We start from the raw sequence: 23,848 nt of genomic DNA on the forward strand, positions 1-23,848 counted from the left end.
ACAGCAATCTTTTCAAAAAAAGGGGAGAATCTGATGAATCACGAATACAGCCTTCCTCGCGAGATCCAAAAAGTCTGGACAACTAGCGAACGCAGAATCAGCCAGGTGCACCGGGCGGCACCCGTTCTCCTGCCCGGTTACTGGGCCGATTTCGATCCGTTCTTGCTGATGATGGAGGATCGCTTTCAAAAAGGGGCTTTTGATGTCCATCCGCATCGCGGGATGGAAACCATCACCTACGTAATCGATGGCAGCATCGAGCATTACGACAACGCGACTGGCGGTGGAGGAGTGCTCCAAAAAGGGGATCTGCAATTCATGACGGCAGGTCGAGGCGTGGTTCATAAGGAATCGCCAGCAGAGGGAGAAAGCGTCCATCTCCTGCAGCTGTGGGTCAATCTGCCGCGCAAACATAAAATGGCAGAGCCGCGCTACCAGAATATAAGTGCTCAGGATGTGCCTGTTCGTCAAGAGGATGGCGCCCAAATCCGAGTGTACTCGGGTTCTTCTGGGGAAGTCATCTCGGACACACTCAACTATGCTCCCGTCACGTTTGTCCATATGGTAATCGAGAGCGGCGCGTCAGTCACACAGGATCTTCCTGGCAGCTACAATGGCTTCATCTATGTCCTGGAGGGAAGCGGCACTTTTGGTGAAAATGCCGTTCAAGCGAAAAAAGGGCAAGTGCTGTGGCTCGGCCCGGCAAACGGAGAAAAACGGAGCAGCATTCGGGTAGCGGCGGACGAAAAAATGCAGCTCGTGCTGTTTGCCGGTGAACCTCTGCGCGAGCCAGTCGTCGCACATGGACCTTTTGTCATGAATACGGAGGAAGAAATCCGGCAGGCATATGAGGATTACCGAAACGGGACGTTTTTTACCCCCCATCGCTAACTGACCGAAAAAAAGAAACCCCCAACCTCTTTGGGGGTTCCTCGCTCTCCAAGACCGGCCATCCACTCCCGGTCTTTTTCCTATTCTATCTCTTAGCACTCCACTGCTCGTTCCAAACACTCGCCTCTGCCACTGCTCGCTTATCCTGCAGAACATCGCCAGGCTTGTTGCCCTCCCCGATGATGTATCCCGCAAATGGCATGCCGACAAAACCAAAGATGTATTGGAACTGTTGAATGAGAGGCAAGCCCTTCACACGCGGATCATCGCCGCCTGTCGTGATGACAAACGCTTGCTTTTGCACCAAGGCTTGCTTGAAGCTGTAGCGCTTGTCGCGCAGGCTCTGCGACCAGCGATCCACGAAGTCCTTCATGAATCCAGACATCCCGTACCAGTAAATCGGGGTGGCAAAAACGATCACGTCATGCTCCAGCACGGCTTCCACGATCGCATCGTAATCGTCGTCTACAGCTGTGAAGCCCTCTGGGTCATGCCGCTGATCGTGGATCGCCCGAATGTTTTTTTCGCGCAAATGGATTTGTGTATGCGGAATCCCGTTCAAAACAAGCTGGCTCAGCTGCTCCGTATTGCCATTTTCTCTCGAGCTGCCTTGCAGTACCAAAATCTTCATCTCTCTCACTCCGTTCTTTCAATTGGTGGCTTGGGATGGAGCTTCAGCGATAGAGCATATCCCTGCCAGCTGCTATTTGCTTCCTATTTTATCACCTTTTGCATAAAAACAAATCTGTATCCTCAGTGGGTGCAACTGGTCTGTCAATCCCTGCAGTGCCTGAGTGGTTATGGGCAAATGTGTATAAGCTATAGAGGGTTTATCACGAGTGATCAAGCGGGGGAATAACTCATGGATTGGTATGACCGACTCAATGAATACTTTCCAGAATATGAAATGAAAAAGGAAGGCCAGATTCAGGCGCTCATCCGGGAAACAGACATTTACCGCAAAGTCGATACCGACAAATTCCTTTTGCTGTACGCAGAGTTTCCAACCTTTATCTTCATCGATTACCTCCTGATCAATCCTGCCACACGTGGCCAAGGGATCGGCACCAAGGTTATTTCGTCACTCAAAAATAGAGGAAAGGACATCATTCTAGAGGTAGAGCCTATCGATCGAAATGACGAAGATACCATCAAGAGAGTCCATTTTTATCAAAAGAACGGATTTGTAAAAGCAGACCGCATCCGGTACAGCTGGGAAGAAGAAAATGGCGAGACGTATGAAATGAACATCTATTACTGGAGCCCCCATGAGAATCTGCCTCAGGAGGTCGTCCTCGAGAATATGGCAAAGGCCTGTAAGGAGATCCATAACTTCCGTGCCCAACAATACTACGGCCGCAGTGTGGCCAATCCGGATGAAGTGCTGCATTGGAAGCACTGATGACGTCCCCAGTCATTTTTCTGTATCAAAAAACCTCCTCTCGATTGCAGGCAATCGCTGCTTTGAGAGGAGGTTTCTTCTTATTTTTTACACATGATCGTTGCTTCCATAGCTACCGTACTCGCATTCTATGTGCTGATGCTGCAGCCTGCGAAAATGCCAGGCGAACAAAACCGCTACACACAAAATACCTGCAGACAAAAAGTACACGGTCCGCGTCCCCAGCCATTCCGCCAACGCCCCCATGACCAGGGCAGAAATCCCGAAAACCATGGCATCAACCGCCCCTTTTGCAGACAAAACATACGGCAGACGTTCCTCGGGAGTGGCTTGCTGCAGCAAGGTTTGCTTGGAGATGGCGTGGACCTCGTACAAGGGACCCAAGGCAAAGGAAAAGAAGAGGGCGAGCAGTGGATGCGTGCTGCTTCCAAACCCGACGGTAACCACTGCGGAGCCAATGATCCCTGCCATGATCCAGCGTGACAAGTGCTTTTGCATCCGCTGCGCTTTGGCCAGCAGAAGGATGCCTCCCATGATAGCTCCCAGCAGGTAACCGGCATTGATGTAGCCCCACCACTCTTCTCCCTTTTCCAGCTCCTGCACGGCAAAAGGCAGCATGATCGCTGCAATCCAAACGGCATTCGCCAGCCCGATCACCGCATCCACGGTGACAACGAAACGTACCATGGAATTCGTGCGGATGAACCTCCAGCCGGTCAGAAGGCCTGGATTCCCTGCCTCCGCTTTTGGTTGGGCACGCTCCCGACCCTCGTTGGGTGCAACCCCTACCATCGCAAGCGTCGATACCACATAAGCGGCGACCGTTCCCGAAATAACCAAGCCGGACCCGATCCAGGCGACCAGTACACCCCCCAGCGCCCAGCCGGCAAAGAAAGCCGTTTGATCGGACGTTGCCAGCAAACCGTTTGCTCTCATCAGCTCTGATCGCGGCACCACCTGAGGAACCAGGGAATTTCGCGCTGGATTTGACCATCCATCCATAAAAGCAATCGCTGCTCCTACTGCCAAAAGAGCCGAGACGAGCTGAGGTCCCTTATCTTCAGCCAATGGAACAACCAGTACAGCTGCAGCGAGGAAAAGCGTTTTGCTCCCTTGGGATACCACCAGCATCTGCGGCAGTGACAGTCTTCGGAAAACAAAAGGAGCCGTCAACGCCCCCGCTGATTGCGCTGTCAGATTAATGACGGGGATCAGCGAAGTATACATGACAGAGTCTGTCACAGCGTAGACGGCGGAAATAAACGCGACAAGATAAAAAACATCCCCCAGATTGGCCAACGTCTGACCACCCCAGAGGAAAATAAACCTTCTATTCCACATAAAAGGTACCTCCCAGTCGGCTGCAGATAAAAGAATATCCGCCTATTTAGTTGAACGTGTCAAAACTCGTTCATACCGACTCAGAATCACAAGGGAGGTACACCTCGTTTCAAAAATTTTCTTTATTATAGTTTAGCTGCCCATTCCCTGTATAGTGCCTTTGTGACGGAAAAAGGTGTAGTACACCCAGCCCGCATTGATCAGCAAAAAGGCGCTCGTCATGAAAAAGACACCCTCGATACTGACATAGCCTGCCAAAAAGCCGCCGATCATGGGACCGAGCATGCTGCCGATACTGACGAAGCTCTGATTGTAGCCGTAAACCCGGCTGATCATATGTGTCGGTGTCGCTCGGCGCAGCAGGGCATTGACGGATGGCAGCAATCCTCCCAAAGACAGACCGAGCAAAAAGCGCAGGATGACCAGCTGCCAGACCGTTGCGACCAAGCCTTGCGGAATAAAGATAATGGCCGACGCCAGCAAAGCGAACAGCAGCACTTTTTGCGAGCCAAACCGGTCCCCCAAAATCCCTAGCCGCGGAGCCGCAACGACGTTTGCCACGCCCATCGCCGCTTGAACAATCCCTGCCCACAGCGCGACCCTGCTGCCTTCCGAACCCAACAGCTGCGCGATGTAAATCGGCAGAATTGGTACGATGCTGAACAAGGCAAACTGAATCATCACGGTTACAAAAAAGAGCGCCGGCAGTTCTTTGGACGAGAAGATCATCTGAAAATCTTCCCGCAGATTGGACCGGTCCTTTTTTTCGGGTGGTACAAAGTTCTCTTTCACCGTAAACGTGATGACCAATGTCGCGAGCAGCAGCAGACAGCCCGTGATCACAAAGATCATCCGAAACCCGATACGGCCAGCCAATACCCCGCCAAATAACGGCCCCATGATCGTTCCTGCTGTCACGAAGGATTGAAGCATTCCTTGCGCCCACCCGATTCTGTCCTTTGGTACGGATGAGGCGACGAGTGCAGTGCTGGCAGGGATGATTCCACCGACCAAGCCGTTGATCAAACGCAAAGCCAGCAGCTGCCACAGGCTTCCCGCAAAGCCCGTCAGCGCTACCGTGATGGACATGAAATAGCCCGACCGTAAAATCATGATCTTTCGTCCGTGCTTGTCGGCGAGGTTTCCCCATATCGGAGAAACCAGACCGGCCGTCAAAAAGTTTGCCCCAAATATGATTCCCGCCCAAGCCGTGACCTCGTGGGGATCTTCAATCCCGAAATCCTGCTGAATGTACAGCGGCAAAAACGGCATGATCATACTCATCGCCATCATGACAACAAACAGTGAGCCGCACAATACGTATAGATTACGCCGCCATGTCTCCATCGGCTGCATCTCCCTTCTCTTCTATCCACCCTGCTCTTGTATGCGCGAGTGTAGAAGCCGCCCCGTTTACTTCCCTAGATCCTGAACACTCCACAGGCCATGGTATACCCCTCTTTTCTCCAGAAGCTCCTCGTGCTTGCCTTGTTCCACGATCTGCCCTTCCTTCATCACAACAATTTTATCCGCATGCGTGATGGTCGAAAGTCGATGGGCGACAATGATTGTCGTTCTGCCATTCGTCAAGCGAGCCAGCGATTCCTGGATCATATGCTCCGATTCCAGATCGAGAGCCGAAGTCGCTTCATCCAGAATCAGAATGCCCGGATCGCGTAGAAATACACGTGCGATGGCTACCCGCTGCTTTTGCCCTCCCGACAGCTTGACGCCTCTCTCCCCCAGCTCCGTATCGTACCCGTTCGGCAGGCTGGAAATAAAGTCGTGCGCATTTGCTGCCTCGGCCGCCCTCACAACCTCCTCGTGGCTGGCGTCGGGCTTCCCCATCACAATATTGGCCCTGGCCGACTCGCTAAAGAGGATATTATCCTGCTGCACCATCCCGATGTGATTGCGCAGGCTGCTAAGCTTGACGTCCCGCACATCCATGCCATCTACGAGGATTCGTCCTTCTGTCACGTCCCAAAAGCGGGGCAGCAGACTGATCATGGACGATTTTCCTCCGCCCGACATACCGACGAGAGCAACCGTCTCGCCTGGCTCAATCGTGAGGGTAATGTTCTCAAGCACCAGCGGTCCTTCCTCCCGATAGCGAAAAGACACATTCTCAAAGCGTACTTCGCCGCGAATTCGCTTCGTAACAGGGTCTACTGGCAGATTTCGCGCCCCAGGCCGATCGACGATGTCATAGTCCTCATCGAGAAATTCAAACATCCGGTCCATGGAAGCAACAGCCTGCGTCAGTACGGTCGATGAGTTCACCAGACGTCGCAGCGGCGTGTAGAGCCGATCGAGATACGCATAAAAAGCGACAAGCGTCCCTACGCTCATGGAGCCGCCAACCACCTGATAGCCCGCGTAAGCGATGACCAGAAGGGGCGCGATGTCTGTCACCGTATTGACGACAGCAAACGTATTGGCATTCCACCGGGTGTGTGCCAATGCTTTTTTCAAAAAGTGATCGTTTTCCTTGGAGAACTGCTTGCTCTCATGCTCTTCGAGGGCGAAGCTGCGGATCAGCGACATTCCGTTTACCCGCTCGTACAAATGGCCTTGCAGATGAGCCAGTGCCGCTGACCGTTCTCTTGTCAGCTGACGTAAACGCTTGTAGAAATACTTAACGGAGATGCTGTACAGTGGGAATACGATGATCGCTACAATCGTCAGCTCGAGATCCATATAAAACATGATTCCCAGGGTCAGCACGATGGTGATGAGATCCAGCCACAGATTCATGAGCCCTGTTTCCACAAAGGTCTTGGTGGATTCGACGTCGTTGATCACCCGAGAAATAATTTCGCCCGTTTTCGTATTGTTGTAGTACCGCAACGAAAGTCGCTGCAGATGGGAAAACAGCTGATTGCGGATATCGAACAATATCCGGCTGGATACCCACTGGGCATAGTATTGCCTGATGTATTCCACAGGCGCACGAACAACCGTAAACAAGAGGAAGGCTCCGAGCATGAGCCAAAATAATTTTGTCAGCTTTTCTTCCTGGGGAATAGGGCTTGGCAGCAAATCGTCAATGACGTATTTGATCAAAAGCGGCAATAAAAGAGGGATGGCAAACTTGATGATTCCGATAAATACGGTGCCTACGATCATTTTCCAATAAGGCAGCACGTAGGATAAATAACGCCTTATGCTCAATCGCTACACACTCCTTTGCAAACAAGGAAATCCCTCCCCCGGTTTTACGGGAAAGGGATTATTCCTCATCGTCTCTTACTAAAAGATAACGCTCGTACCAACGTTGGACAAATCCACTCTGAAAAGGTCCACGGCGTGCACGAACCCAATCAAGCACTTCCCGCAAAGCAGTCTGTACCTGCTCCACCACAATCGGAGGATAATTCATCTGCTTGCTATGCAAAAGGAATTCCTCTTCGTCTAAAATGGAATACGTCATGTCGGGATAGACTTTTACGTCCAGATCGTAGTCTATGTAACTCAGCAGTTGCCCCTTCATACTGAATGGCGAACCAATGTTGCAGTAATAATAAATGCCGTCATCACGAATCATGGCAATGGTATTGAACCACTGTCCTCGACCAAATGTACAAATAGCCGGTTCGCGCGTACGCCACTCCCGCCCGTCTGCCTCTGTCACCTTGACTCGATCATTTCCCCCAATCACGACCGCATCACTGGTATGAATCAACGTAGATTTGTCCCATATGCGGTGCAACGAATGGTCATGTTTATAACTTTCAATGCGGATGTTGGAGCCTGGAGTCGGCGACATGACTCTCCCCTTTCTTCTCTTCTCTATCTGAATGGGGACAAGCCTCCTTTAAGAAGAGAGCTTTTTGGAAAGTGTAACATATTTTTGCATTTCATAGCCAAGCGAATGGTAAAAGGGCAGAACTTCTGGGTTATCCTGATTCACCATGATCAGTACGCGATTTACGCCTCGTTGCTTGAACCGCTTCTCGATTGCTTCCACCAGCTGTCTGCCTATGCCTGTTCCTTGTTCACTTGGTAAAACGGCAAGTCTGTAAAAATAGGCGCGAGCCCCATCGATGGTGCCTACCACGACCCCTATGACTTTGCCTTCCTTTTCTGCAACCATCACTAAATCGCTGTCCCATGCCAATTGTTGGGCCAAATCGTTCAACGACTCCGTGTCCGATTGGTCCAAACCGGTTTCCTGCCAGATGCTAGTTATAGCCGAATAGTCACCGAGTCGAAACGGACGAATCAGCATACGTTGCCTCCTTCGTTGCCTTCTTCTACTATTGTACACCACTTACACAAGTTTGTCTTGCACGTGACATACTCAGATCACCTGCAAAATCGGTCAGAAATTAATTATACAACTCCCCTCTCTCTTGCGCTACCCGCTTCGCGCACGGAAGATGTTTGGTCCAAATCCGTTGTCCGCTTTCGATGCATGGGCATCCTGCAGACTTGTCCAGGCCGCACCATGAACAGTGAGCTTTGCCAGCAATTCGCTGAATAATTGTCAGAATATATTTTCTTTTTGAACTTAGGTAAAAAGTGCTTTACATAGGGAAAAAATTCCCATATTCTAAGAGTAAGATTTTTCACAACTACTCGAATGAAAGGAGGCTGCAACAAAATGATGACTGTCGTTATGAACCACCTCACTTATGCGGATCGTCTTATGGTTGCTACAACTGAATATCGCAACGCCTCCTGGAAAAACGAATCGTAGTTGTCATTCGTGTCTTTACTAATGACTATTCGTTACATACCAGACCGCAGGCGTTGTCGCTTGTGGTCTTTCCTTTTGGGAGAGCTGTTTCCAGACCGCAGGCCGTCGTCCGCGGTCTTTTCTGTGTCAATCAACATCCATTTTTTACCAAAAACTCCACCTTGAGAGGAGGTGATTCGATATGGTACTCAACTTTCTTTTCTTCACGATCAAAATTGAACGTTCTTCTGCTGTAGAACGCATGGTTGAAAGCGAACGCTCCCACTATTTGGAGAAGCGCGCGGAAGCTCACGCGTACGAAGCTGCACAACTGCTCAGCCGCATCTAATGCCACGTAAAAAATTCATTCAGGAGGGATGTTTTTATGAAAAGCAGAAAAAAGCGTCAGGTGATGAGGTTTACAGGAGTCAAATCGATAGACGGCGGCTGACTGACCAATTCCTTTGGGATGGGAGGGATATAGAATGTACATTCCAATGATTTTTTTCACCATCACGATCAAATTCGAAAAGCGGCAATTAACGCCCGCACAACGTGAAGCAAGATGTAAACGGGATCTTGCCATCGCTGAAATGGAAGAGCGCAAGCGTCAAATCGCAGCGCAGTATCCGGAATTTTGGTTTCGTTAATAGACAGCAATTGAGCTTAGCCTACGTTAGAAAGCCCTGCAAAGAAGCAGGGCTTTTGTTTATCTGGCAGACTCATTTCGTTTTTGCATTAAATCGCGAATTTTGTGATGGGCCCCAGGAAAAGTATAGGTATCCAATTCATCGATTTCCACAAATCGGGCATGAGGTGGCAATTCCTCACCATCGATCCAGTCACAGGACCTCACCTGCATATTCCATTGCAAGTGGGAAAAGGTATGCTGCACGTCTCCCAGCATGTCGATCACTTCGATATCGATGCCGAAGCGCTCGCGAATCCCGTTTGCCAATACTTCCTGCTTGGCCGCGTCACGCTCGACATCCGTCTCCACCATCGGGAACTCCCACATGCCAGCCAAAAGTCCGGTTTCCGGTCTCTTGTTGATCAAGACTTTCCCTTCCTTTCGAATGACACCGACCTGGAGATGAATCGGACGCGGCGGCTTCGCTTTTCCTTTGATCGGGAGGTCTTCCTGTACCCCCTCCTGACGAGCCATGCAATAATCAAAAACCGGACAGGTCAAGCATTGCGGCGTGCGCGGTACACAGACCATCGCGCCCAGCTCCATCAGCGCCTGATTGAAATCGCCGGCTCGTCCATGTGGAATCACCTGGCGAACGAGATGCTCGATTTTGATCCGTGTCGCCGGTTTGGCAATATCATCTGTCAAATAGAGCAAGCGTGAGAAAACCCGCATCACGTTTCCATCGACGGCAGGCTCTGCTTTTTCATAAGCAATGCTCAAAATCGCCCCAGCTGTGTAAGGTCCTACTCCTTTTAGTGTGGCGATTTCCTCCGGCGAGTCGGGTACCACTCCACCGTAGCGTGCCTGAACCTCGCGTGCTGCCGCCTGCAGGTTGCGTGCCCGCGAGTAATAGCCAAGTCCTTCCCACGCTTTTAGCACTTCGTCTTCGGGAGCTTCTGCCAATGCGCCGATCGTCGGGAATTTCTCCATGAAATTCGCATAATAAGGTTTAACGGTTTCTACGCGCGTTTGCTGCAGCATGATTTCCGATACCCACACGCGATAAGGGTCTCGGTTAATCCGCCAAGGCAGATCCCGCTTTTGCGAATCGTACCAGGCCAGCAAATCGGATGAGAAACCAAAGACATGAAATTCTTCCGGCAATGTATAAGGCAGTTCTTTCGTTTTCTTTCCAGCCATCTTTTGTATGTTTGCTCCTTTTCGTTATCGCTTCACGGCACGGAACGCCCAGACGTGCAGCTTGGCAGCACCGCCCGACACACAGGCACAAAAAGCTTCATCTTCCAAACGCCATGCCTTGATTTTCTCGTACTGCTCGACTTCTCGGACTTCAAACATTTCGACGAACAAGCCTGGCTGATCGATCCCTTCCAAACAGGAGTATGAAGCGGCTCCCATCGCGGCCAGCTTTTCAGCCATTTCTTCGAGCAGTATGAGCGCATCCTGTCGCTTGGCAGGGTCCAGCTTATATTCGATAAACACAGTCAGCATCACTTTGTCCTCCCTTTCGAGGTCAATCTTCCTCATCATACTTGTTTGTGGAAACCCGAACAAGATCACAATTTTTTTCAAATGAGGCGGGAATTCTCCTGCTCTCCACGCTATAATAAACCATAATAAATACAACAGGGAGGAAAGGAGGGGTACGCCGATTCCATGGATACCGCCACACATTTTGCTATGGGCTTCGGATTGGCAGGTCTCGCCTATCTCGATCCTGTCGTAGCATCGACTCCAGGACTCGCGGAAGCTGTGATGATCGGCACGATCATCGGCTCACAAGCACCTGATCTGGACGGCTTGATCCGTATACGCGGCACCGCAGCTTATGTTCGCAACCATCGAGGCGTATCGCATTCAGTACCAGCACTGTTTCTCTGGACAGGGGCTACATTTGCTCTTATTCAGACCATCATGCCACAAACCTCGTGGCTCCATTTATTAGGCTGGATCTTTCTGGCCGTCTGCTTACACGTTTTCGTCGACTTGTTCAATTCCTATGGTACCAAGGGGTTGTATCCGTTTCGAGACAAATGGGTCGCTCTGAATGCCATTTTTATTTTTGACCCGTTCATCTTTGCTGCGCATCTGGTTGGCTTTATGCTATGGGCAGCAGGCCTTGAACCGGGAAGGCTGTTTCTTTGGATTTATGTGATCATCGCCGTGTACTACTACTGGCGATGCCAAGCACAAAAGCGAACGACGGAGCTCGTCCGTCAACGCATAGGCAAGTCAGGCACCTATACGATCATTCCCACGATTTCGTGGTCAAATTGGACTTTCGTTGCCAAGACCGAGCATCATTGGTATGTGGGCGAGATCCACTCGGGTGAAGTGATCATTCTCGACACCTTTTCGATCAAGCCCGAAAACGAACGAATCGCCGCAGCCAAAAAAAGTCGCAAGGTGCAGTCCTTCCTCTCGTTCACCCATCATGTGCACGTAGAGACGACAGAGCGCCCCTTCGGCTATGAGGTCAAATGGATCGATCTGCGGTATCGTTCACGCTTCCAGGGAAAAAGCCACTACATGTTCGTCGCGGTTGTTTACCTAGGCTTTGATCTGCAAATACGGGATTCGTTTGTTGGCTGGATCCATCGCGGAGAAGATCAGCTGACCAAGAAAATGGACCCCAATCGCCAGCTCGGATAACCTCTCGCCGTCCTCTCCATGGACGGCTTTTTTGCATTTTGACCTGCCCCTTCTGTGGAAAACTGCCCCTTTTTACCGAGTCAAAAAACCTCTAAGCTAAGGCTACTACTGCTCAAGGAACTTGTCCGATGGAGGGATTTATCATGATACCCATTCGCTATTCAAAGCGAACGCTAACCGATCAAGCACAAATCGATGCGTTCCTGTCTCATGCCAAAGTAGGGAATCTCGGATTGTCCAATGGAGATGAACCGTATATCGTTCCCTTGAATTTTTGCTGGTGGAATGGACAGATTTACTTTCACGGAGCGGACTCCGGTCGAAAGGTCGAGATGATCGACGCGAATAGCCGTGTTTGTTTTAGCGTAACCGAGGAATACGGCACCATCGCCGACCCGATCCCTGCCCATACCGATACCGCCTATATGAGCGTCTTTTTGTCAGGAACAATCGCGCGCGTGCAGGAGCCTGAGGAAATGCGGGATGCTATGCAGGCGATGCTCGACAAGTACGTGCCTGGTTACTACAAAGAGCCGCTTTCCCTACAGCATGTGCTCAAATACCGCTCCTCGATGGGCAGTGTCACGGCGGTTTTCCGCATCACGCCAGACAGCTTGACGGCAAAAGGAAGCCCAGTGCCGGAGGAAAAGCTTTTTTATCCGGGAAGAACAGTGGGTGACGATACAGGAAAACCCGCTCAGTCGTAGTGTCCTGTAGGAATAAAGGGGTTGCGATCGGCGTAAACCGGTCACAACCCCTTTTGTATGCTCGCTTACTCTGCCGAGCTCGTATGCCTGTAAATGCCTGAGATGATCGTTTCCCAATCATCGCTGTGCATCTCATGACCGGACCCTTCAAGCGTCAATAGCGTCGCCGTCGGAATCTCCGCTGTGAGCGCCTCCGCATGCGGAAAAGGCAGAATCGTATCATGCGTGCCGTGGATCACCAGTGTCGGTGCTTTGATTTCAGATTGCCGTCCTTCAAAAGCGTCATCTCCCACGAGCTGCGCGTGATTGAACATGCTGAGCAGGTTGTTGGCTCGCTTGATTTCTTCCGTGACTTGCGCGTAAACACGTTCTTCCTCGAAGACGTGGGCAGGACCGCACAAAATGGCTGAGCCTGCTACCAAATAATCCGCTACGGCCTTTTCATCTGTCCAGTCGAGCGAAGCCCCTTTTGCATGATAGGCGAGTACGCTCTCGTCCATCGGCGGCAGATTGCGATGATTTTTGTCTGAGCCAAACAAGCCGGAAGCAATCAGTGTCATTGACTGCACGCGCTCCGGATAATAGACCGCCATGACCTGCGCGATCATTCCCCCCAGCGACATCCCGACGAGATGCGCCTTTTCAATCTGGTATGCATCAAGCACGCCAACCGCGTCGTTTGCCATATCCGCTACCGAGTAATTTTTTGTCCCTGGAGCGTAGACAGTAGAACGCCCGACATCCCGATTGTCAAAACGGATAACGTAGCGGCCCGTCTCAGCCAATCTTTCGCAAAACGTAGTATCCCAATACACCATCGAGCACATGGCTCCCATAATCAGCAAGACAGCTGGATCTTTCGGATCGCCAAAGCTCTGCGCACATATTTCAACACCATTTACTTGTTGGATGGTTTCTGTTCTCATGTGGCTCCCCATTTCATTCGTTTTTAGGCAATACGGAAGAAAGACAGACTCAAATAAACCCAAGCATTTTACAGAAAAATGAATGAGCCGCTTGAGAAACTCTCCCCATTATCGCAAACGAATGAATTTGATAATCATGCTACACACCTCGAAGCTACATAGAATTGGGATTACTCCCTTCCCCATTGTACCAGATTCGGCGTCCTTTGATCGATTCGCAATGAATCCTTTTTGCCATAAAAAAAGGAAGGGCATAGGAAAGATCGCTCTCCCCATGCCCCTCATGTGTTTTCACTCTCGAACCGCTTACAGCTCAGCCGGTGCGGTCATCCCTGTAGTGATAGCCAGACGATTCCAGGCGTTGATCACGTTGATCGCCATAATCAACGACACGAATTGCTTTTCATCAAAATGCTTGCGAACCTCTTCGTACAGCTCATCGGATACGCCGCCGACCGAGATCGTGGTAACCGCTTCGGTCAAAGCGAGTGCAGCACGCTCAGCAGCTGTGTAGAAGGCAGCCTCTCTCCACGCGCTGAGCAAATAAATGCGCTGCTCGGTTTCCCCTAGCTTACGCGCATCCTTCGTGTGCATGTCGAGGCAGAAGGCGCAGCCATTGATTTGCGAAGCACGGATTTTGATCAGCTCCATCAGGCCCTTTTCCAGCCCGCACTCCTGGACGTAGCCCTCGAGCTTGATCATCGCTTGAAACGCTTGCGGATTTGCAGATCTATAATTCATTCTCGCTTTCATGTTCATCTTTCCCTTCGCTTGTTTTTGGCTTTCCATTCTCCTAGACGAGGGAAGGGATACTCTTGTGACCAAAAATCACGCTTTCGGGGAAAAATGGGTCAATTTTTCTGGATTGACCACGAAATAGATCCTTTCGATCCTGTCCTCATGCGGATTGAGTACCAGCGAGATGACTCGAATCGGCTGGCCCTCAACCGCTATGATGATACCCGGCTGTCCGTTGATCGAACGAATCTGCAGATCGACACGGGCGTCTTCCCATTTGCGCCAGATGCCCGTGAGAAATGCCACAATACGCTGATCGGAGAAAATCGGATGCAGCGCAGCACGCGTTTTCCCTCCGCCATCCGAAATCAGCACCGCGTCCTCGCTCAACAGCTGCACCAGTGCCTGTGAATCCGCGTGAGAGATCGCTGAAATCAGTTGTTCGACCAGTCTTTTGGAGCGTTCCGGCTGGACTTCTACCTGCAAGCCCGCTCCGTTCAGTTTTTGCTGGGCACGGCTGAGCAGCTTGCGGCAGGCTGCTTCGGATTTGTTCAATATCTCAGCGAGGGTACTGTACTCATACCCAAGCGCAGTCCGCAATACGTAGACCACACGTTCATCCGGTGACAAAGTCTCCAGCAGAACGAGAAGCCCGTAGGATACCGATTCTTCCATCAAAACTGACTGAAGAGGGTCACTGCCTGTCGCATCATCCGCCAGTGGCTCTGGCAGCCACTCTCCTACGTACTGCTCCCTTTTCCAACGGGCGGACTTCATCGTATCCAGGCAGCGGTTGGTCACAGCTTTGCAGAGATAGCTTTTCATGTGTTGAATGTCATCGATGTCGCTCTGCGTCAAGGCAAGAAACGTCTCCTGTACGATGTCCTCCGCCTCAGCCACGGAACCCAGCATGCGATAGGCGAGGGAAAACATCAGCGATTTGTACTGCCGATAGACATCCTCCATGAGCCTCGTCATTATTCTGCTGTCCCGAACTGCCAGATCGTATGGCTGAGGCTGCCATAACGGAAGCTCATATGCAGACGCTGCGCGATGCGATCGTCATCCGCCGCTCCCATCGCATAGACGAGAGGGACAAAGTGCTCACTGCCATAGGCGGGAACCGCTTTTTCTGCATGGGGAGCCAGCGTGCGATATTGAGCCAGATCGGTCACGTTCCATTCCATCAGCGTTTCTTTGAGCCATTCCTCAAACTGCAGGGACCACTCAAAGGCTCCGCCCGATGTTTCCCGCATGTCGAGATAGGAGAAATTATGGATCGTGCTGCCGCTGCCGATAATCAGGACATCTTTGGCACGCAGGGGTGCCAGTGCTTTTCCGATCATGTACTGCTGCTCGACCGTCAGATTCGGATTCACGGAGAGCGCCACAACAGGCACATCCGCATCCGGATATACTTTTCGCAGCACCACCCAATGACCGTGATCCAGGCCGCGGGAACGGTTCAGGTTGACGGGGATACCCGCCTCTTGCAGCAGCACTACTGCTTCCTGCGCGATCTCCTCATCCCCTTTTGCGGGATACTGAATTTCGTACAGTGCCTGCGGAAAGCCGCCGAAATCGTGAATGGTTGGAAATGTCTCCATGACACCGACTTCTTGGGCAAACGCTTCCCAGTGAGCAGAGAACATCACGATCGCGTGCGGACGGTGCGGGAGCAGATTTGGCAGGCTATGCAGCGCTTGTGTATAGGAATTGTCTTCGATTGCGAGCATGGGTGAGCCGTGAGCAATGAACAGGGATGGCATCATCTGAAACACTCTCCTCTTTCAACACGGTTACTTTTCGTAAGTATTATAACCGATCTGCCTTCCTATTTCTATCCTTAGCATCGTCCTGATCGAAATAGGCGTCTATTCCTCCACCACAACCCTCTGAAATCCCCTACCGGAACCACTCCACCGCTCGCTTTAGCTCTTCTGCCTGCCTCTCTAGCGAACGAGAGGCAGCATTTACTTCTTCACACGCCCGCACCTGTGTCTGGGTAGCCTCCACGATCTTATAGGTTTGCTGGGCTCCCCCCTTCACCACGGAAGCTGTCTGTACGGAAGATGCGGACAGTTGCTCGACACTGGCCGACATCTCTTCCGTTATCGCCGATACCTCTTGCACCTGACTCGAAATCTGTCCCATCCCGTGGGTGATTTGCTCAAAGGCTACCTCTGCTTCCTTTAATACAGATGCACCGTAGTGAACGTCCTGAGACATGCTTTGCATGGAAACGACCGCTTGGTTAGCCTCTACTTGTACGTTTTTAATCAGGACGGCGATCTGCTTGGCAAACCGATCCGAGCTTTCTGCTAGTTGGCGTACCTCTTCCGCTACGACAGAAAACCCTCGTCCCTGCTCTCCCGCCCGCGCTGCCTCGATCGCCGCATTCAGCGCAAGCAAATTCGTCTGGGACGCAATCTGTGTGATCATCTCGACGATTTGATGAATCTTCTGCGAGCTTTCTCCCAACAGCTGTATCGCAATAACCGATTCATCCATCGCCGCAGTAATAGCGTCCATCTGAGTCGTTGCTTTTACTAGCGCGTGAATACCGTGATTCGCATCTTGTTCCGCACAGATCGATGCCTCTGCCAATGAAGCCGTAGACTCCGCCACACGTTGAATGCCAATCGCCATTTCTTCCATGGCCTTGGCGCTCTCATCTGTGCTCGCGACAGTAGCGTCGCTTCCCGCAGAGATTTCTTCCATCGCAACAGCAATTTGGTTGCTTGCTTCAAGTGTCTCCTCAGCATGTCCACTCAATTGTACCGATGAGTGCGTAACATGCTGGGCGGTGGCGTTTACTTGCATGGCAAATTCCCGCAGCTTGTGACGCATTTCATTGACATGCTTGGCCAATTCTCCGATTTCATCCCGATTTAGCACGACAAGATCCGTCTTGCCCAGCTGCCCCTCTGTGACCAGCTTGACGGCTTGTACAACCTGCAGCAAAGGCCGGCGGATGTGTCTGGTTAGCATAAACGAGAGCAGCATACTGATGAAGAGAGCGATCCCCATACTGATCAGCGTATTTTTTCTCCCCGACTCATGTAGAGAAGTGGCCTGAGCGGTTGCAGTCGCCGCTCCCTCCTGACTCATGCGTATGAGATTTTCTAAATAGCCCTCCATCACCTGAAACATGGTGTCTGCTTCCCGTTGCAAATCTGCGAGCGAGACTTCCCCCGACTGCTCCACCAGTGTCTGATAAGCCAGTTGATAGTTGGTCCAGGAAGCCTGCAAGGATTGAAAATACTTTTCCTCCTCCTTGCTCAAGGGATGGTTTCCATACTCCTCAAATTGCTTTTGGATCTGTTCAAGCGTCTGCTTTGCTTCCCCGTCGATAATGCCCTTTTTGCTCAAATCACTCGTACTTGCGTATTGAAGCTGCAATGAAAAAAAGTGCTCTGTCTGATATTTGATATGTAAGATTGCTGTTGTCTTGGGAAGCCATTTTTCATTGATCTCCTCTGCCTTGCTATTGATTTGTTCTTCTGTTCGCAATCCTAGCCAGCCTAAAGCGGCCATGAGGATCAGCATGCACAAAAACCCTGCAAACAACTTCGTTCCTACCGTCTGCCTCATCTCACTTGCTCCCTACCTGATTTTTTAAAAAACGTGCTGCACAGCTGCTTGGCCAAGCTACAAAAAAGCGGAGAAAAAGAACCTGACCAAACGGGCACTTTTTCTCCAACTCTTTATCTACAACGCTTTTCGCTTTGTTGGTGGATTGGATGTCAGAGCGATTTCCTCTTCATTTTTGGGGAGATAGTAAATCGTTTCCAGCAAATCGTTGACGGCTCCGCGTTCTTTTTCTTTTTGGGCTTCGTTCCATCCCAGCGTGGCCCCCATCATCCGAATGACCGCATCAGCCTTCTCCTCCGCTTTCTTTACCTGAAAATAGGTCCAGCCCGTACGCAGGCGAAGGAAATCAACTGCTGTCGTGGTCATCTCTGCTTCCATCGCATACGAGAGCTGCGCCCACAGAAGCTGCTCTTCGCTTTGCTTCTTCCCCTTTTCTTGGAGCGTTTCCAATCGGCTGTATATGTGCAGGGTGTTGGTTCCGTAGGTATCGATCCATTCTTGTGCCGTAGCAGCGTCTACCCCTTTGGACACGCCCGCTTGCAAAAGCTCCTGCTTGCAGGCTGCATAATCGGTATGTCCCATACGTTCACCGCCACTGATCACGGTTTGATCTGTATGACAAGCGTCAAATCGACGGCCTGACTCCCTGGATAAATCCACCGCGACCAAATCAACCACTTTTTCAGCCATCTTCCGAAATCCTGTCAGCTTTCCGCCAGCGATAGTGATCAGACCTGAATCCGAGATAAATATCTCATCTTTGCGAGACAGCTCAGATGGGCCTTTTCCTTCCTCATAGATGAGTGGACGGAGCCCTGCCCAATGAGAGACTACATCTTTCTCTTCCAGCTTCACATCCGGGAACATCGCGTTCACTGCTCGCAGCAAATAGTCCCGATCTTCTTTTGTCGTGCGCGGCTGATCGATGTCTTGCTTGTAGCCCGTATCAGTGGTGCCGACATACGTGATATTCCCACGTGGAATGACGAACATCATGCGTCCATCCGGAGTATCGAAGTAAGCAGATTGCGTAACCGGCAGCTTTTCCTTTTCCACCACCAGATGTACACCTTTGGTTAAATAGAGGCGCTTCCCTTTCAGTGAGCCATCGAGCTTGCGTACGCCATCTACCCACGGTCCCGTTGCATTGACGATTTTTTTCGCATAAATCTCGTATGTCTTTCCTAAATGACGATCCGTTACCTTGACGCCGACTGCCTTCTGCCCACGGTAAATAAATTCGGTCATCTCCGAATAGTTGACGATGCTTGCCCCTTGGCGCCAGGCGGTCTTCATGATGTCCAGCGTAAGTCTCGCATCGTCTGTTCGGTACTCGTAATAGTAGCCTGCGCCCTTCAAGCCGTCTTTTTTCAACAGAGGCTCGAGGCGCAGTGTCTCTTCCCTGCTCATCATTTTGCGCCGTTCCTTACGCTCTACTCCTGCGAGCCAATCGTAGACGTACAGTCCAACAGAGGACGCCAAATATCCGTACGTCCCTCCGTTGTAAACAGGGAGCAGCATCGGGGCCGCAACAACGAGATGCGGTGCATTTTTGTACAAGATGGCTCGTTCGCGGCCTACCTCCTGTACAAGTTTGACATCTCCTTGCTTTAAATAACGCAATCCGCCATGGATCAGCTTCGTGGATCGGCTGCTGGTGCCGGACCCGAAGTCGTTCTTCTCCAACAGGCCGACGCGAATTCCTCGCTGACTCGCATCGAGTGCAATCCCCGCTCCTGTAATTCCGCCTCCAATAACCAGCAGGTCTAATTCTTTTTCTGCCATACTGGTGAGGACAGCAGTCCGATTATTCGCAGAAAAATGAGTGTTCATCTCCGCTCTCCCTCTCTATTTGCATATACTGGTTAAGAATCTTATAAATTCTTACTGTAAAAAAACAGAAAACCCCCATGGAAAAGAGCAACTTGAACAGGTCAAGTTGCAGCTTCTCCACAGGGGGTTCTCTTGTTCTCTTCCCTTATGAAAATGCTATGGTGCTACGACCATAATTCATTTGTTCCGACAGAAACAGCTAGTGCTCCAGCGGCCAAAGCTTCGTTAATCTCTTTTTTGGTATCGATCAATCCACCCGCAATGATCGGCAAAGGCGTCAAGTTCGTCATCTCCTGAATAACGCGAGGCATGACACCTGGCATTACCTCGACTGCGTCAGGCAAAGATTGCTCGATTACTTTGATTCCTTTGAGCACTGCATTACGATCGATCAAAAAAATGCGTTGAATCGCCATCAGGTTCATCTCTTTAGCCACCCGGATCAGGTTGCTTCTGGTCGAAATGATCCCGGTCGGTGCTATATTTTTGGCGACATAAGCGACACCGCTTTTATCCGCTGCGATGCCTTCGATAAACTCCATGTGCAAGAATACGTGTTTATCGACGGCCTTGACTCGATCCACCAGCTCTTTCATGTTGAAAATCGACCCTGTAAGCAAGAAGATAATATTCGCTTCGCTTTGGATTGCAATCTCTAAATGCTGTTCGTCCTGAACTGCGGCAATTGTCTGGCATTCGACCAGATCAACAATCGGGTACATTCCATTAACCTCCATTGAACTGGAATCCTTACCCTAAATTATAACATGCTTATCTCAGAGGTTAACGATGTCTTTAATACTATTCAGTATATAGCGAGGAGTATGTTCACTGGTTTCTGCCATCTCGCGTGTAGTGATCCCGGTCAGGACGAGAACAGAATTCATTCCCGTATCGTTCCCCATCTTGATATCTGTCTCCAGACGATCTCCGACCATGTAGCAAGCGTCATAATCCAGCCCGAGATGCTGAACGGCAGCCTCCGCCGCGATCTTGGACGGTTTGCCGACAACGAGCTGAATGGGCGTACCTGTCGCTCCCTCGAGTGCGCCGATCAGGGCACCCGTATCTGGAATCTGCCCATCTTCCAGCGGGCATGTACGATCAGGATTGGAGGCAATCACAACGGCTCCCCGGATCGCAGCTTGATACAAGTCATTGAGTCGGTCATAGGTAAACTGACGATCCCAAGAAAGCACGACGTAGCTCACTTCCAGCGGATTCTCGCTCATGGCAATACCGTGATCACGCAGCTCGTCACGAATCGGTTCTTCTCCGATCACCAATACCTTATCCTCTGTTTTGCACACATTTTGTAAATAGCGTGCGACGATCAAAGACGAATTCAAAATATCGTCTACGCTTGTAGGAATCCCCATTTTGGTCAACTTGTGCGCGTATGACTGCCGGGTCGCTATGGGCTTGTTGGAAAGGAATACGACTTTATCCCCTCTGCTGCGCAAGGCGTGAATAGCTTCCACTGCCCCTTCAATTAACTGGTCTCCCAGATAGACGGTTCCGTCCAGATCAAAAATAAATCCCTTCATTCCTCACACACTCCTGCCTTCCTGTTCTGTCGACTATCAATAGAGCTGATCTTTTGTGATCTTCTTCGCCAGAGCTTGGAGAATAATCACGATCACGATAATCAAGATCGCCATCGCGCACGCCGTATAATATTCGCCGCGCAGCAGGTTTTGGAACACGGCCAAGCTCATGGGTGCCCATTCCGTCGGAGCCAAAAGAATCGAAATACTCGTTTCCTTAATGACGGTAACAAAAACCAGAATGGCTCCCGCTGCAATGCCTGGCAGCATCAATGGACCGATGACTGTGATCGCGGCGATGAGAGAGGAAGCTCCCAAGCTGACAGCAGCCTCTTCAATGTCTTTGCGTATCGCCATCATTGAGCTCATCGTCGAACGAATCATGTACGGCATACGGCGAATCGTATAGGCGATGATGAGCAATAATGCCGTACCTGTCAGATGGATTGGCGCTGTGTTAAAGGTCTGGATCAGCGCGATCCCCAGCGCGATACCAGGCACGATCAACGGAATAGACGATACGAAGTCGAGCCCGCCCGATCCACGACGAACAACAAAATAAGAAACAAAGGTCGAAATCACTACGCTGAGCACCAGCGTACCGGCAGCGAGCACCATACTGTTCCAAATATTCTTGCCCGAGGTACTGAAAATGGTCTTGTAATGACTCATGGTATAGCCGTCCGGCAGCGCATGGTGTCCCCATGTCGTCGCAATCGAGGATAGGAAAATCGAGCCTAGCGCTAAAATGGGAACCAGCATGACCAAAAACGTGTAGATAGTCAAACCGGCAATGGTTCCTTTGTGGTCGTTCAGCTTTTGCTTCGTTGGTTTTCCGGAAATGGTTCCGTACTCTCTCCCTTTAATCACAAGACGTTGCAGCCAGAAGAAGAAAGCTGCGACTAGCAGCATGATGACAGTCAATACTGCCGAACCTGCCCAGTTAAAGAACCCTGCAATCTCCCGGTAGGACTCTACGACAATCAGATTCAATTCCTTTGGTGCCAAAATAATCGGTGTCCCAAAATCGGAAAAGCTGACCGTAAAAATCAACAGCATACTAGAGACGATCCCGGGAACCGCAAGCGGCAGTGTGACTCGCAAGAACGTATACCAGCTCTTCGCTCCCAAATTTTGCGAAGCCTCTTCCAAGGTGACATCACAAATCTTGAATGCGGCAACCATTGGCCATAGCGCATACGGGAAGAAGAAAAAGACTTGTACGAGTACGATCCCGAGCATGGATTGCACATCAAAAAGGACACCCTCCCCGCCAAAGCTATGGTAGAGCTGCGTCACCCAGCCTGTTTTGCCAAACATCAGGACAAAGGCATGGGAAGAGATAAACGTAGGCATGATCAACGGAATCGTGCACAAAGCCGCAAAGAAAGACTTAAACGGCATCTTCGTTCGAGCAAACGCATAGGCGATGGGCAGTACGATCACGGTAACCAGAACAGCCACGCCTGTCCCCAGCTTCAAGCTGTTCATCAAAGCGGCGAAATAGCTGTTTCCTTCACTAAAGATCGACGTGTAGGCTTCCACAGAAATATTGGAGAGCTTCTTTATTGTCGAATCGAATATTTTCTGGCTAGTAAAGCTGCCGAAAATATTTACAGGCTGGCCTGTAAAGCTGACGAGCAGAATCGAAAAGAGCGGTACAAGCAGGAAAACAAAGAAGAACAGATAAATCAGCCACTTGAGAACGGTTAACCCATTAAGCTTTGCGGTCAAACGTTTCATCATAACGCCACCACTCGATTCGGATCGATTTGCAGCTTCACCGTTGTTCCTGATGGCAAGATTGGACTGCCCGCTTCGAACACCGTATCAACCTCAAAGCGCAACTCGCCAACCTTGACATCGTATCGGATCGTCGGGCCCAAATAAGTGGATAGTTCAATCGTTCCATCCAAGATGTTCTCGTCGTCAGCTGCTTTCTCGCTCGTTAACAGGCGGATGCTCTCAGGTCTGATGATGACTTCTACGTCTTTTTTGTTCGTTGGGTACGTGGAACGAAGGAATCTGTTTTCCCCAATCTCAATCAAGGTTTCGCCAGATTCGTTTACCCCTTTGACCGTTCCGTTCAAGATGTTGGAAGAACCTACAAAATCGGCTACAAACTTGTTTGTCGGGTTGCTGTACAAAGCCGTAGGCGTATCAACCTGCACCAGGCGACCTCCGTGCATGACCGCCACACGGTCTGCCATGCTCATGGCTTCCTCCTGATCGTGCGTGACGAAAATCGTCGTGATCCCTACCTTTTGCTGGATCTGCCGAATCGTGACGCGCATGACGTTGCGCAGCTTTTTATCCAAATTGGAGAGAGGCTCGTCCATCAGCAAAACAGCGGGCTCCATCACAAGTGCTCGAGCGAGTGCCACACGCTGCTGCTGACCACCGGACAATTGACCTGGCAGACGATCAGCCAGATGTCCCAATTCCACAAAATCAAGAGCATCCCTGACTTTTTGCTCGGTGGCACGATCTACCTTGCCGAGCCTTCTGTTCAGCAAATGTGCCAATGTCGAAAGCTTTGTGCCAAAACCGCCTTCATAAAAACGGCGAATATTTAAACTGTACGCCACATTTTCGAAGACATTTAGATGAGGAAACAGTGCATAGCTTTGGAAAACCATCCCGCAGTTTCGTTGATTTGCTGGAATCTGATTTACGTTTCGATCACCGATGTAAATCGATCCGGAGGTCGGCGTCTCAAAACCGGCTACACAACGCATCGTCGTCGTTTTCCCGCAACCGGATGGACCCAGGAGGGCGAAAAACTCGCCCTCTTGAATCTCCAGATTGACATCTTCCAAAGCGGTGTTTCCGTTAAATTGTTTGTTTAAGTGCTCAATCTTCACCGATCCCATTGGAAGAT

At 50.7% G+C, this 23,848-nt stretch carries 24 protein-coding genes; 6 read left to right on the forward strand and 18 right to left on the reverse strand.

Annotation, left to right across the window (positions count from 1 at the left end):
• The first annotated feature begins 33 nt into the window (after positions 1 to 33).
• Entirely contained in the window at positions 34 to 891 is an 858-nt protein-coding gene (locus tag EDM59_RS18100; RefSeq protein WP_122924914.1) for a pirin family protein, read from the forward strand.
• 85 nt (positions 892 to 976) lie between these two features.
• On the opposite strand, the gene EDM59_RS18105 is transcribed toward EDM59_RS18100, so the two are convergent.
• Entirely contained in the window at positions 977 to 1,522 is a 546-nt protein-coding gene (locus EDM59_RS18105) for a flavodoxin family protein (protein ID WP_122924915.1), read from the reverse strand.
• A 231-nt stretch (positions 1,523 to 1,753) separates the two neighbouring features.
• Between EDM59_RS18105 and EDM59_RS18110 the strand changes: the two genes are divergently transcribed.
• Entirely contained in the window at positions 1,754 to 2,293 is a 540-nt protein-coding gene (locus EDM59_RS18110; RefSeq protein ID WP_122924916.1) for a GNAT family N-acetyltransferase, read from the forward strand.
• A gap of 87 nt (positions 2,294 to 2,380) precedes the next feature.
• Here the strand turns inward: EDM59_RS18110 and EDM59_RS18115 are convergent, their stop codons facing one another.
• From EDM59_RS18115 to EDM59_RS18135, 5 genes are all read right to left on the reverse strand, one after another.
• Positions 2,381 to 3,634 (reverse strand): MFS transporter, encoded by a 1,254-nt coding sequence (locus tag EDM59_RS18115; RefSeq protein WP_122924917.1) that lies wholly within the window; start codon positions 3,632 to 3,634, stop codon positions 2,381 to 2,383.
• A gap of 132 nt (positions 3,635 to 3,766) precedes the next feature.
• Positions 3,767 to 4,981 (reverse strand): MFS transporter, encoded by a 1,215-nt coding sequence (locus EDM59_RS18120; protein ID WP_122925200.1) that lies wholly within the window; start codon positions 4,979 to 4,981, stop codon positions 3,767 to 3,769.
• A gap of 66 nt (positions 4,982 to 5,047) precedes the next feature.
• Positions 5,048 to 6,808, reverse strand: coding sequence for an ABC transporter ATP-binding protein (locus tag EDM59_RS18125; protein ID WP_122924918.1), 1,761 nt, complete (start codon positions 6,806 to 6,808; stop codon positions 5,048 to 5,050).
• Positions 6,809 to 6,866: 58 nt separating this feature from the next.
• Complete coding sequence (locus EDM59_RS18130; protein ID WP_092267014.1) at positions 6,867 to 7,403, reverse strand: DUF402 domain-containing protein; 537 nt, start codon at positions 7,401 to 7,403, stop codon at positions 6,867 to 6,869.
• Positions 7,404 to 7,451: 48 nt separating this feature from the next.
• The gene (locus EDM59_RS18135) at positions 7,452 to 7,865 is read right to left on the reverse strand and encodes a GNAT family N-acetyltransferase (protein ID WP_092267015.1); all 414 of its coding nucleotides are present in this window, start codon (positions 7,863 to 7,865) and stop codon (positions 7,452 to 7,454) included.
• A 652-nt stretch (positions 7,866 to 8,517) separates the two neighbouring features.
• Between EDM59_RS18135 and EDM59_RS31105 the strand changes: the two genes are divergently transcribed.
• A complete protein-coding gene (locus EDM59_RS31105) occupies positions 8,518 to 8,664 on the forward strand; it encodes a hypothetical protein (protein WP_183192947.1) in 147 nt (48 codons plus the stop codon).
• Between the two features lie 136 nt (positions 8,665 to 8,800).
• Positions 8,801 to 8,965, forward strand: coding sequence for a YrzI family protein (locus EDM59_RS18140; RefSeq protein WP_122924919.1), 165 nt, complete (start codon positions 8,801 to 8,803; stop codon positions 8,963 to 8,965).
• Positions 8,966 to 9,024: 59 nt separating this feature from the next.
• Here the strand turns inward: EDM59_RS18140 and mutY are convergent, their stop codons facing one another.
• Both mutY and EDM59_RS18150 read right to left on the reverse strand, forming a co-directional pair.
• Positions 9,025 to 10,149 carry an A/G-specific adenine glycosylase gene (gene mutY, locus EDM59_RS18145; protein WP_122924920.1) on the reverse strand — a complete coding sequence of 375 codons (1,125 nt, stop codon included), beginning with the start codon at positions 10,147 to 10,149 and terminating at the stop codon, positions 9,025 to 9,027.
• 24 nt (positions 10,150 to 10,173) lie between these two features.
• The gene (locus EDM59_RS18150; protein ID WP_122925201.1) at positions 10,174 to 10,461 is read right to left on the reverse strand and encodes a hypothetical protein; all 288 of its coding nucleotides are present in this window, start codon (positions 10,459 to 10,461) and stop codon (positions 10,174 to 10,176) included.
• Positions 10,462 to 10,626: 165 nt separating this feature from the next.
• On the opposite strand from EDM59_RS18150, the gene EDM59_RS18155 reads away from it, so the two are divergent.
• Complete coding sequence (locus EDM59_RS18155; protein ID WP_122924921.1) at positions 10,627 to 11,622, forward strand: metal-dependent hydrolase; 996 nt, start codon at positions 10,627 to 10,629, stop codon at positions 11,620 to 11,622.
• Between the two features lie 143 nt (positions 11,623 to 11,765).
• The gene (locus tag EDM59_RS18160) at positions 11,766 to 12,329 is read left to right on the forward strand and encodes a pyridoxamine 5'-phosphate oxidase family protein (RefSeq protein WP_092267019.1); all 564 of its coding nucleotides are present in this window, start codon (positions 11,766 to 11,768) and stop codon (positions 12,327 to 12,329) included.
• A gap of 65 nt (positions 12,330 to 12,394) precedes the next feature.
• On the opposite strand, the gene mle is transcribed toward EDM59_RS18160, so the two are convergent.
• From mle to EDM59_RS18210, 10 genes are all read right to left on the reverse strand, one after another.
• A complete protein-coding gene (mle, locus tag EDM59_RS18165; protein ID WP_122924922.1) occupies positions 12,395 to 13,255 on the reverse strand; it encodes an alpha/beta fold macrolide esterase in 861 nt (286 codons plus the stop codon).
• Between the two features lie 306 nt (positions 13,256 to 13,561).
• Positions 13,562 to 14,008: a carboxymuconolactone decarboxylase family protein gene (locus tag EDM59_RS18170; RefSeq protein WP_183192963.1), complete on the reverse strand. Its 447-nt coding sequence runs from the start codon at positions 14,006 to 14,008 to the stop codon at positions 13,562 to 13,564.
• A 75-nt stretch (positions 14,009 to 14,083) separates the two neighbouring features.
• On the reverse strand, positions 14,084 to 14,971 hold the full coding sequence (locus tag EDM59_RS18175; RefSeq protein WP_122924923.1) for an RNA polymerase sigma-70 factor: 888 nt from the start codon (positions 14,969 to 14,971) through the stop codon (positions 14,084 to 14,086).
• The gene (locus EDM59_RS18180; protein ID WP_122924924.1) at positions 14,971 to 15,765 is read right to left on the reverse strand and encodes a dioxygenase family protein; all 795 of its coding nucleotides are present in this window, start codon (positions 15,763 to 15,765) and stop codon (positions 14,971 to 14,973) included. Before EDM59_RS18180 ends, EDM59_RS18175 begins: the two co-directional genes overlap by 1 nt.
• Positions 15,766 to 15,898: 133 nt before the next feature.
• Positions 15,899 to 17,587, reverse strand: coding sequence for a methyl-accepting chemotaxis protein (locus tag EDM59_RS18185; RefSeq protein WP_122924925.1), 1,689 nt, complete (start codon positions 17,585 to 17,587; stop codon positions 15,899 to 15,901).
• A gap of 117 nt (positions 17,588 to 17,704) precedes the next feature.
• Positions 17,705 to 19,420 carry a glycerol-3-phosphate dehydrogenase/oxidase gene (locus tag EDM59_RS18190; protein ID WP_122924926.1) on the reverse strand — a complete coding sequence of 572 codons (1,716 nt, stop codon included), beginning with the start codon at positions 19,418 to 19,420 and terminating at the stop codon, positions 17,705 to 17,707.
• A 164-nt stretch (positions 19,421 to 19,584) separates the two neighbouring features.
• Entirely contained in the window at positions 19,585 to 20,142 is a 558-nt protein-coding gene (locus EDM59_RS18195; RefSeq protein WP_122924927.1) for a glycerol-3-phosphate responsive antiterminator, read from the reverse strand.
• A 54-nt stretch (positions 20,143 to 20,196) separates the two neighbouring features.
• Entirely contained in the window at positions 20,197 to 20,967 is a 771-nt protein-coding gene (locus EDM59_RS18200; protein ID WP_122924928.1) for an HAD-IIA family hydrolase, read from the reverse strand.
• Positions 20,968 to 21,003: 36 nt separating this feature from the next.
• A complete protein-coding gene (locus tag EDM59_RS18205) occupies positions 21,004 to 22,710 on the reverse strand; it encodes an ABC transporter permease (protein WP_122924929.1) in 1,707 nt (568 codons plus the stop codon).
• A complete protein-coding gene (locus tag EDM59_RS18210; RefSeq protein WP_122924930.1) occupies positions 22,710 to 23,840 on the reverse strand; it encodes an ABC transporter ATP-binding protein in 1,131 nt (376 codons plus the stop codon). The genes EDM59_RS18205 and EDM59_RS18210 overlap by 1 nt, the downstream gene beginning before the upstream one ends.
• Between the last annotated feature and the right edge of the window lie 8 nt (positions 23,841 to 23,848).

Source organism: Brevibacillus nitrificans, from assembly GCF_003710965.1.
GTDB lineage: Bacteria > Bacillota > Bacilli > Brevibacillales > Brevibacillaceae > Brevibacillus > Brevibacillus centrosporus.

What these genes read in the sequence shown, in the direction of transcription:
- EDM59_RS18100 (WP_122924914.1), top strand. Translation starts at nt 34, where the DNA reads ATGAATCACGAATACAGCCTTCCTCGCGAGATCCAAAAAGTCTGGACA.
- EDM59_RS18105 (WP_122924915.1), bottom strand. Translation starts at nt 1,522, where the DNA reads ATGAAGATTTTGGTACTGCAAGGCAGCTCGAGAGAAAATGGCAATACG.
- EDM59_RS18110 (WP_122924916.1), top strand. Translation starts at nt 1,754, where the DNA reads ATGGATTGGTATGACCGACTCAATGAATACTTTCCAGAATATGAAATG.
- EDM59_RS18115 (WP_122924917.1), bottom strand. Translation starts at nt 3,634, where the DNA reads ATGTGGAATAGAAGGTTTATTTTCCTCTGGGGTGGTCAGACGTTGGCC.
- EDM59_RS18120 (WP_122925200.1), bottom strand. Translation starts at nt 4,981, where the DNA reads ATGGAGACATGGCGGCGTAATCTATACGTATTGTGCGGCTCACTGTTT.
- EDM59_RS18130 (WP_092267014.1), bottom strand. Translation starts at nt 7,403, where the DNA reads ATGTCGCCGACTCCAGGCTCCAACATCCGCATTGAAAGTTATAAACAT.
- EDM59_RS18135 (WP_092267015.1), bottom strand. Translation starts at nt 7,865, where the DNA reads ATGCTGATTCGTCCGTTTCGACTCGGTGACTATTCGGCTATAACTAGC.
- EDM59_RS31105 (WP_183192947.1), top strand. Translation starts at nt 8,518, where the DNA reads ATGGTACTCAACTTTCTTTTCTTCACGATCAAAATTGAACGTTCTTCT.
- EDM59_RS18140 (WP_122924919.1), top strand. Translation starts at nt 8,801, where the DNA reads ATGTACATTCCAATGATTTTTTTCACCATCACGATCAAATTCGAAAAG.
- mutY (WP_122924920.1), bottom strand. Translation starts at nt 10,149, where the DNA reads ATGGCTGGAAAGAAAACGAAAGAACTGCCTTATACATTGCCGGAAGAA.
- EDM59_RS18150 (WP_122925201.1), bottom strand. Translation starts at nt 10,461, where the DNA reads ATGCTGACTGTGTTTATCGAATATAAGCTGGACCCTGCCAAGCGACAG.
- EDM59_RS18155 (WP_122924921.1), top strand. Translation starts at nt 10,627, where the DNA reads ATGGATACCGCCACACATTTTGCTATGGGCTTCGGATTGGCAGGTCTC.
- EDM59_RS18160 (WP_092267019.1), top strand. Translation starts at nt 11,766, where the DNA reads ATGATACCCATTCGCTATTCAAAGCGAACGCTAACCGATCAAGCACAA.
- mle (WP_122924922.1), bottom strand. Translation starts at nt 13,255, where the DNA reads ATGAGAACAGAAACCATCCAACAAGTAAATGGTGTTGAAATATGTGCG.
- EDM59_RS18170 (WP_183192963.1), bottom strand. Translation starts at nt 14,008, where the DNA reads ATGAAAGCGAGAATGAATTATAGATCTGCAAATCCGCAAGCGTTTCAA.
- EDM59_RS18175 (WP_122924923.1), bottom strand. Translation starts at nt 14,971, where the DNA reads ATGACGAGGCTCATGGAGGATGTCTATCGGCAGTACAAATCGCTGATG.
- EDM59_RS18180 (WP_122924924.1), bottom strand. Translation starts at nt 15,765, where the DNA reads ATGATGCCATCCCTGTTCATTGCTCACGGCTCACCCATGCTCGCAATC.
- EDM59_RS18185 (WP_122924925.1), bottom strand. Translation starts at nt 17,587, where the DNA reads ATGAGGCAGACGGTAGGAACGAAGTTGTTTGCAGGGTTTTTGTGCATG.
- EDM59_RS18190 (WP_122924926.1), bottom strand. Translation starts at nt 19,420, where the DNA reads ATGAACACTCATTTTTCTGCGAATAATCGGACTGCTGTCCTCACCAGT.
- EDM59_RS18195 (WP_122924927.1), bottom strand. Translation starts at nt 20,142, where the DNA reads ATGTACCCGATTGTTGATCTGGTCGAATGCCAGACAATTGCCGCAGTT.
- EDM59_RS18200 (WP_122924928.1), bottom strand. Translation starts at nt 20,967, where the DNA reads ATGAAGGGATTTATTTTTGATCTGGACGGAACCGTCTATCTGGGAGAC.
- EDM59_RS18205 (WP_122924929.1), bottom strand. Translation starts at nt 22,710, where the DNA reads ATGAAACGTTTGACCGCAAAGCTTAATGGGTTAACCGTTCTCAAGTGG.
- EDM59_RS18210 (WP_122924930.1), bottom strand. Translation starts at nt 23,840, where the DNA reads ATGGGATCGGTGAAGATTGAGCACTTAAACAAACAATTTAACGGAAAC.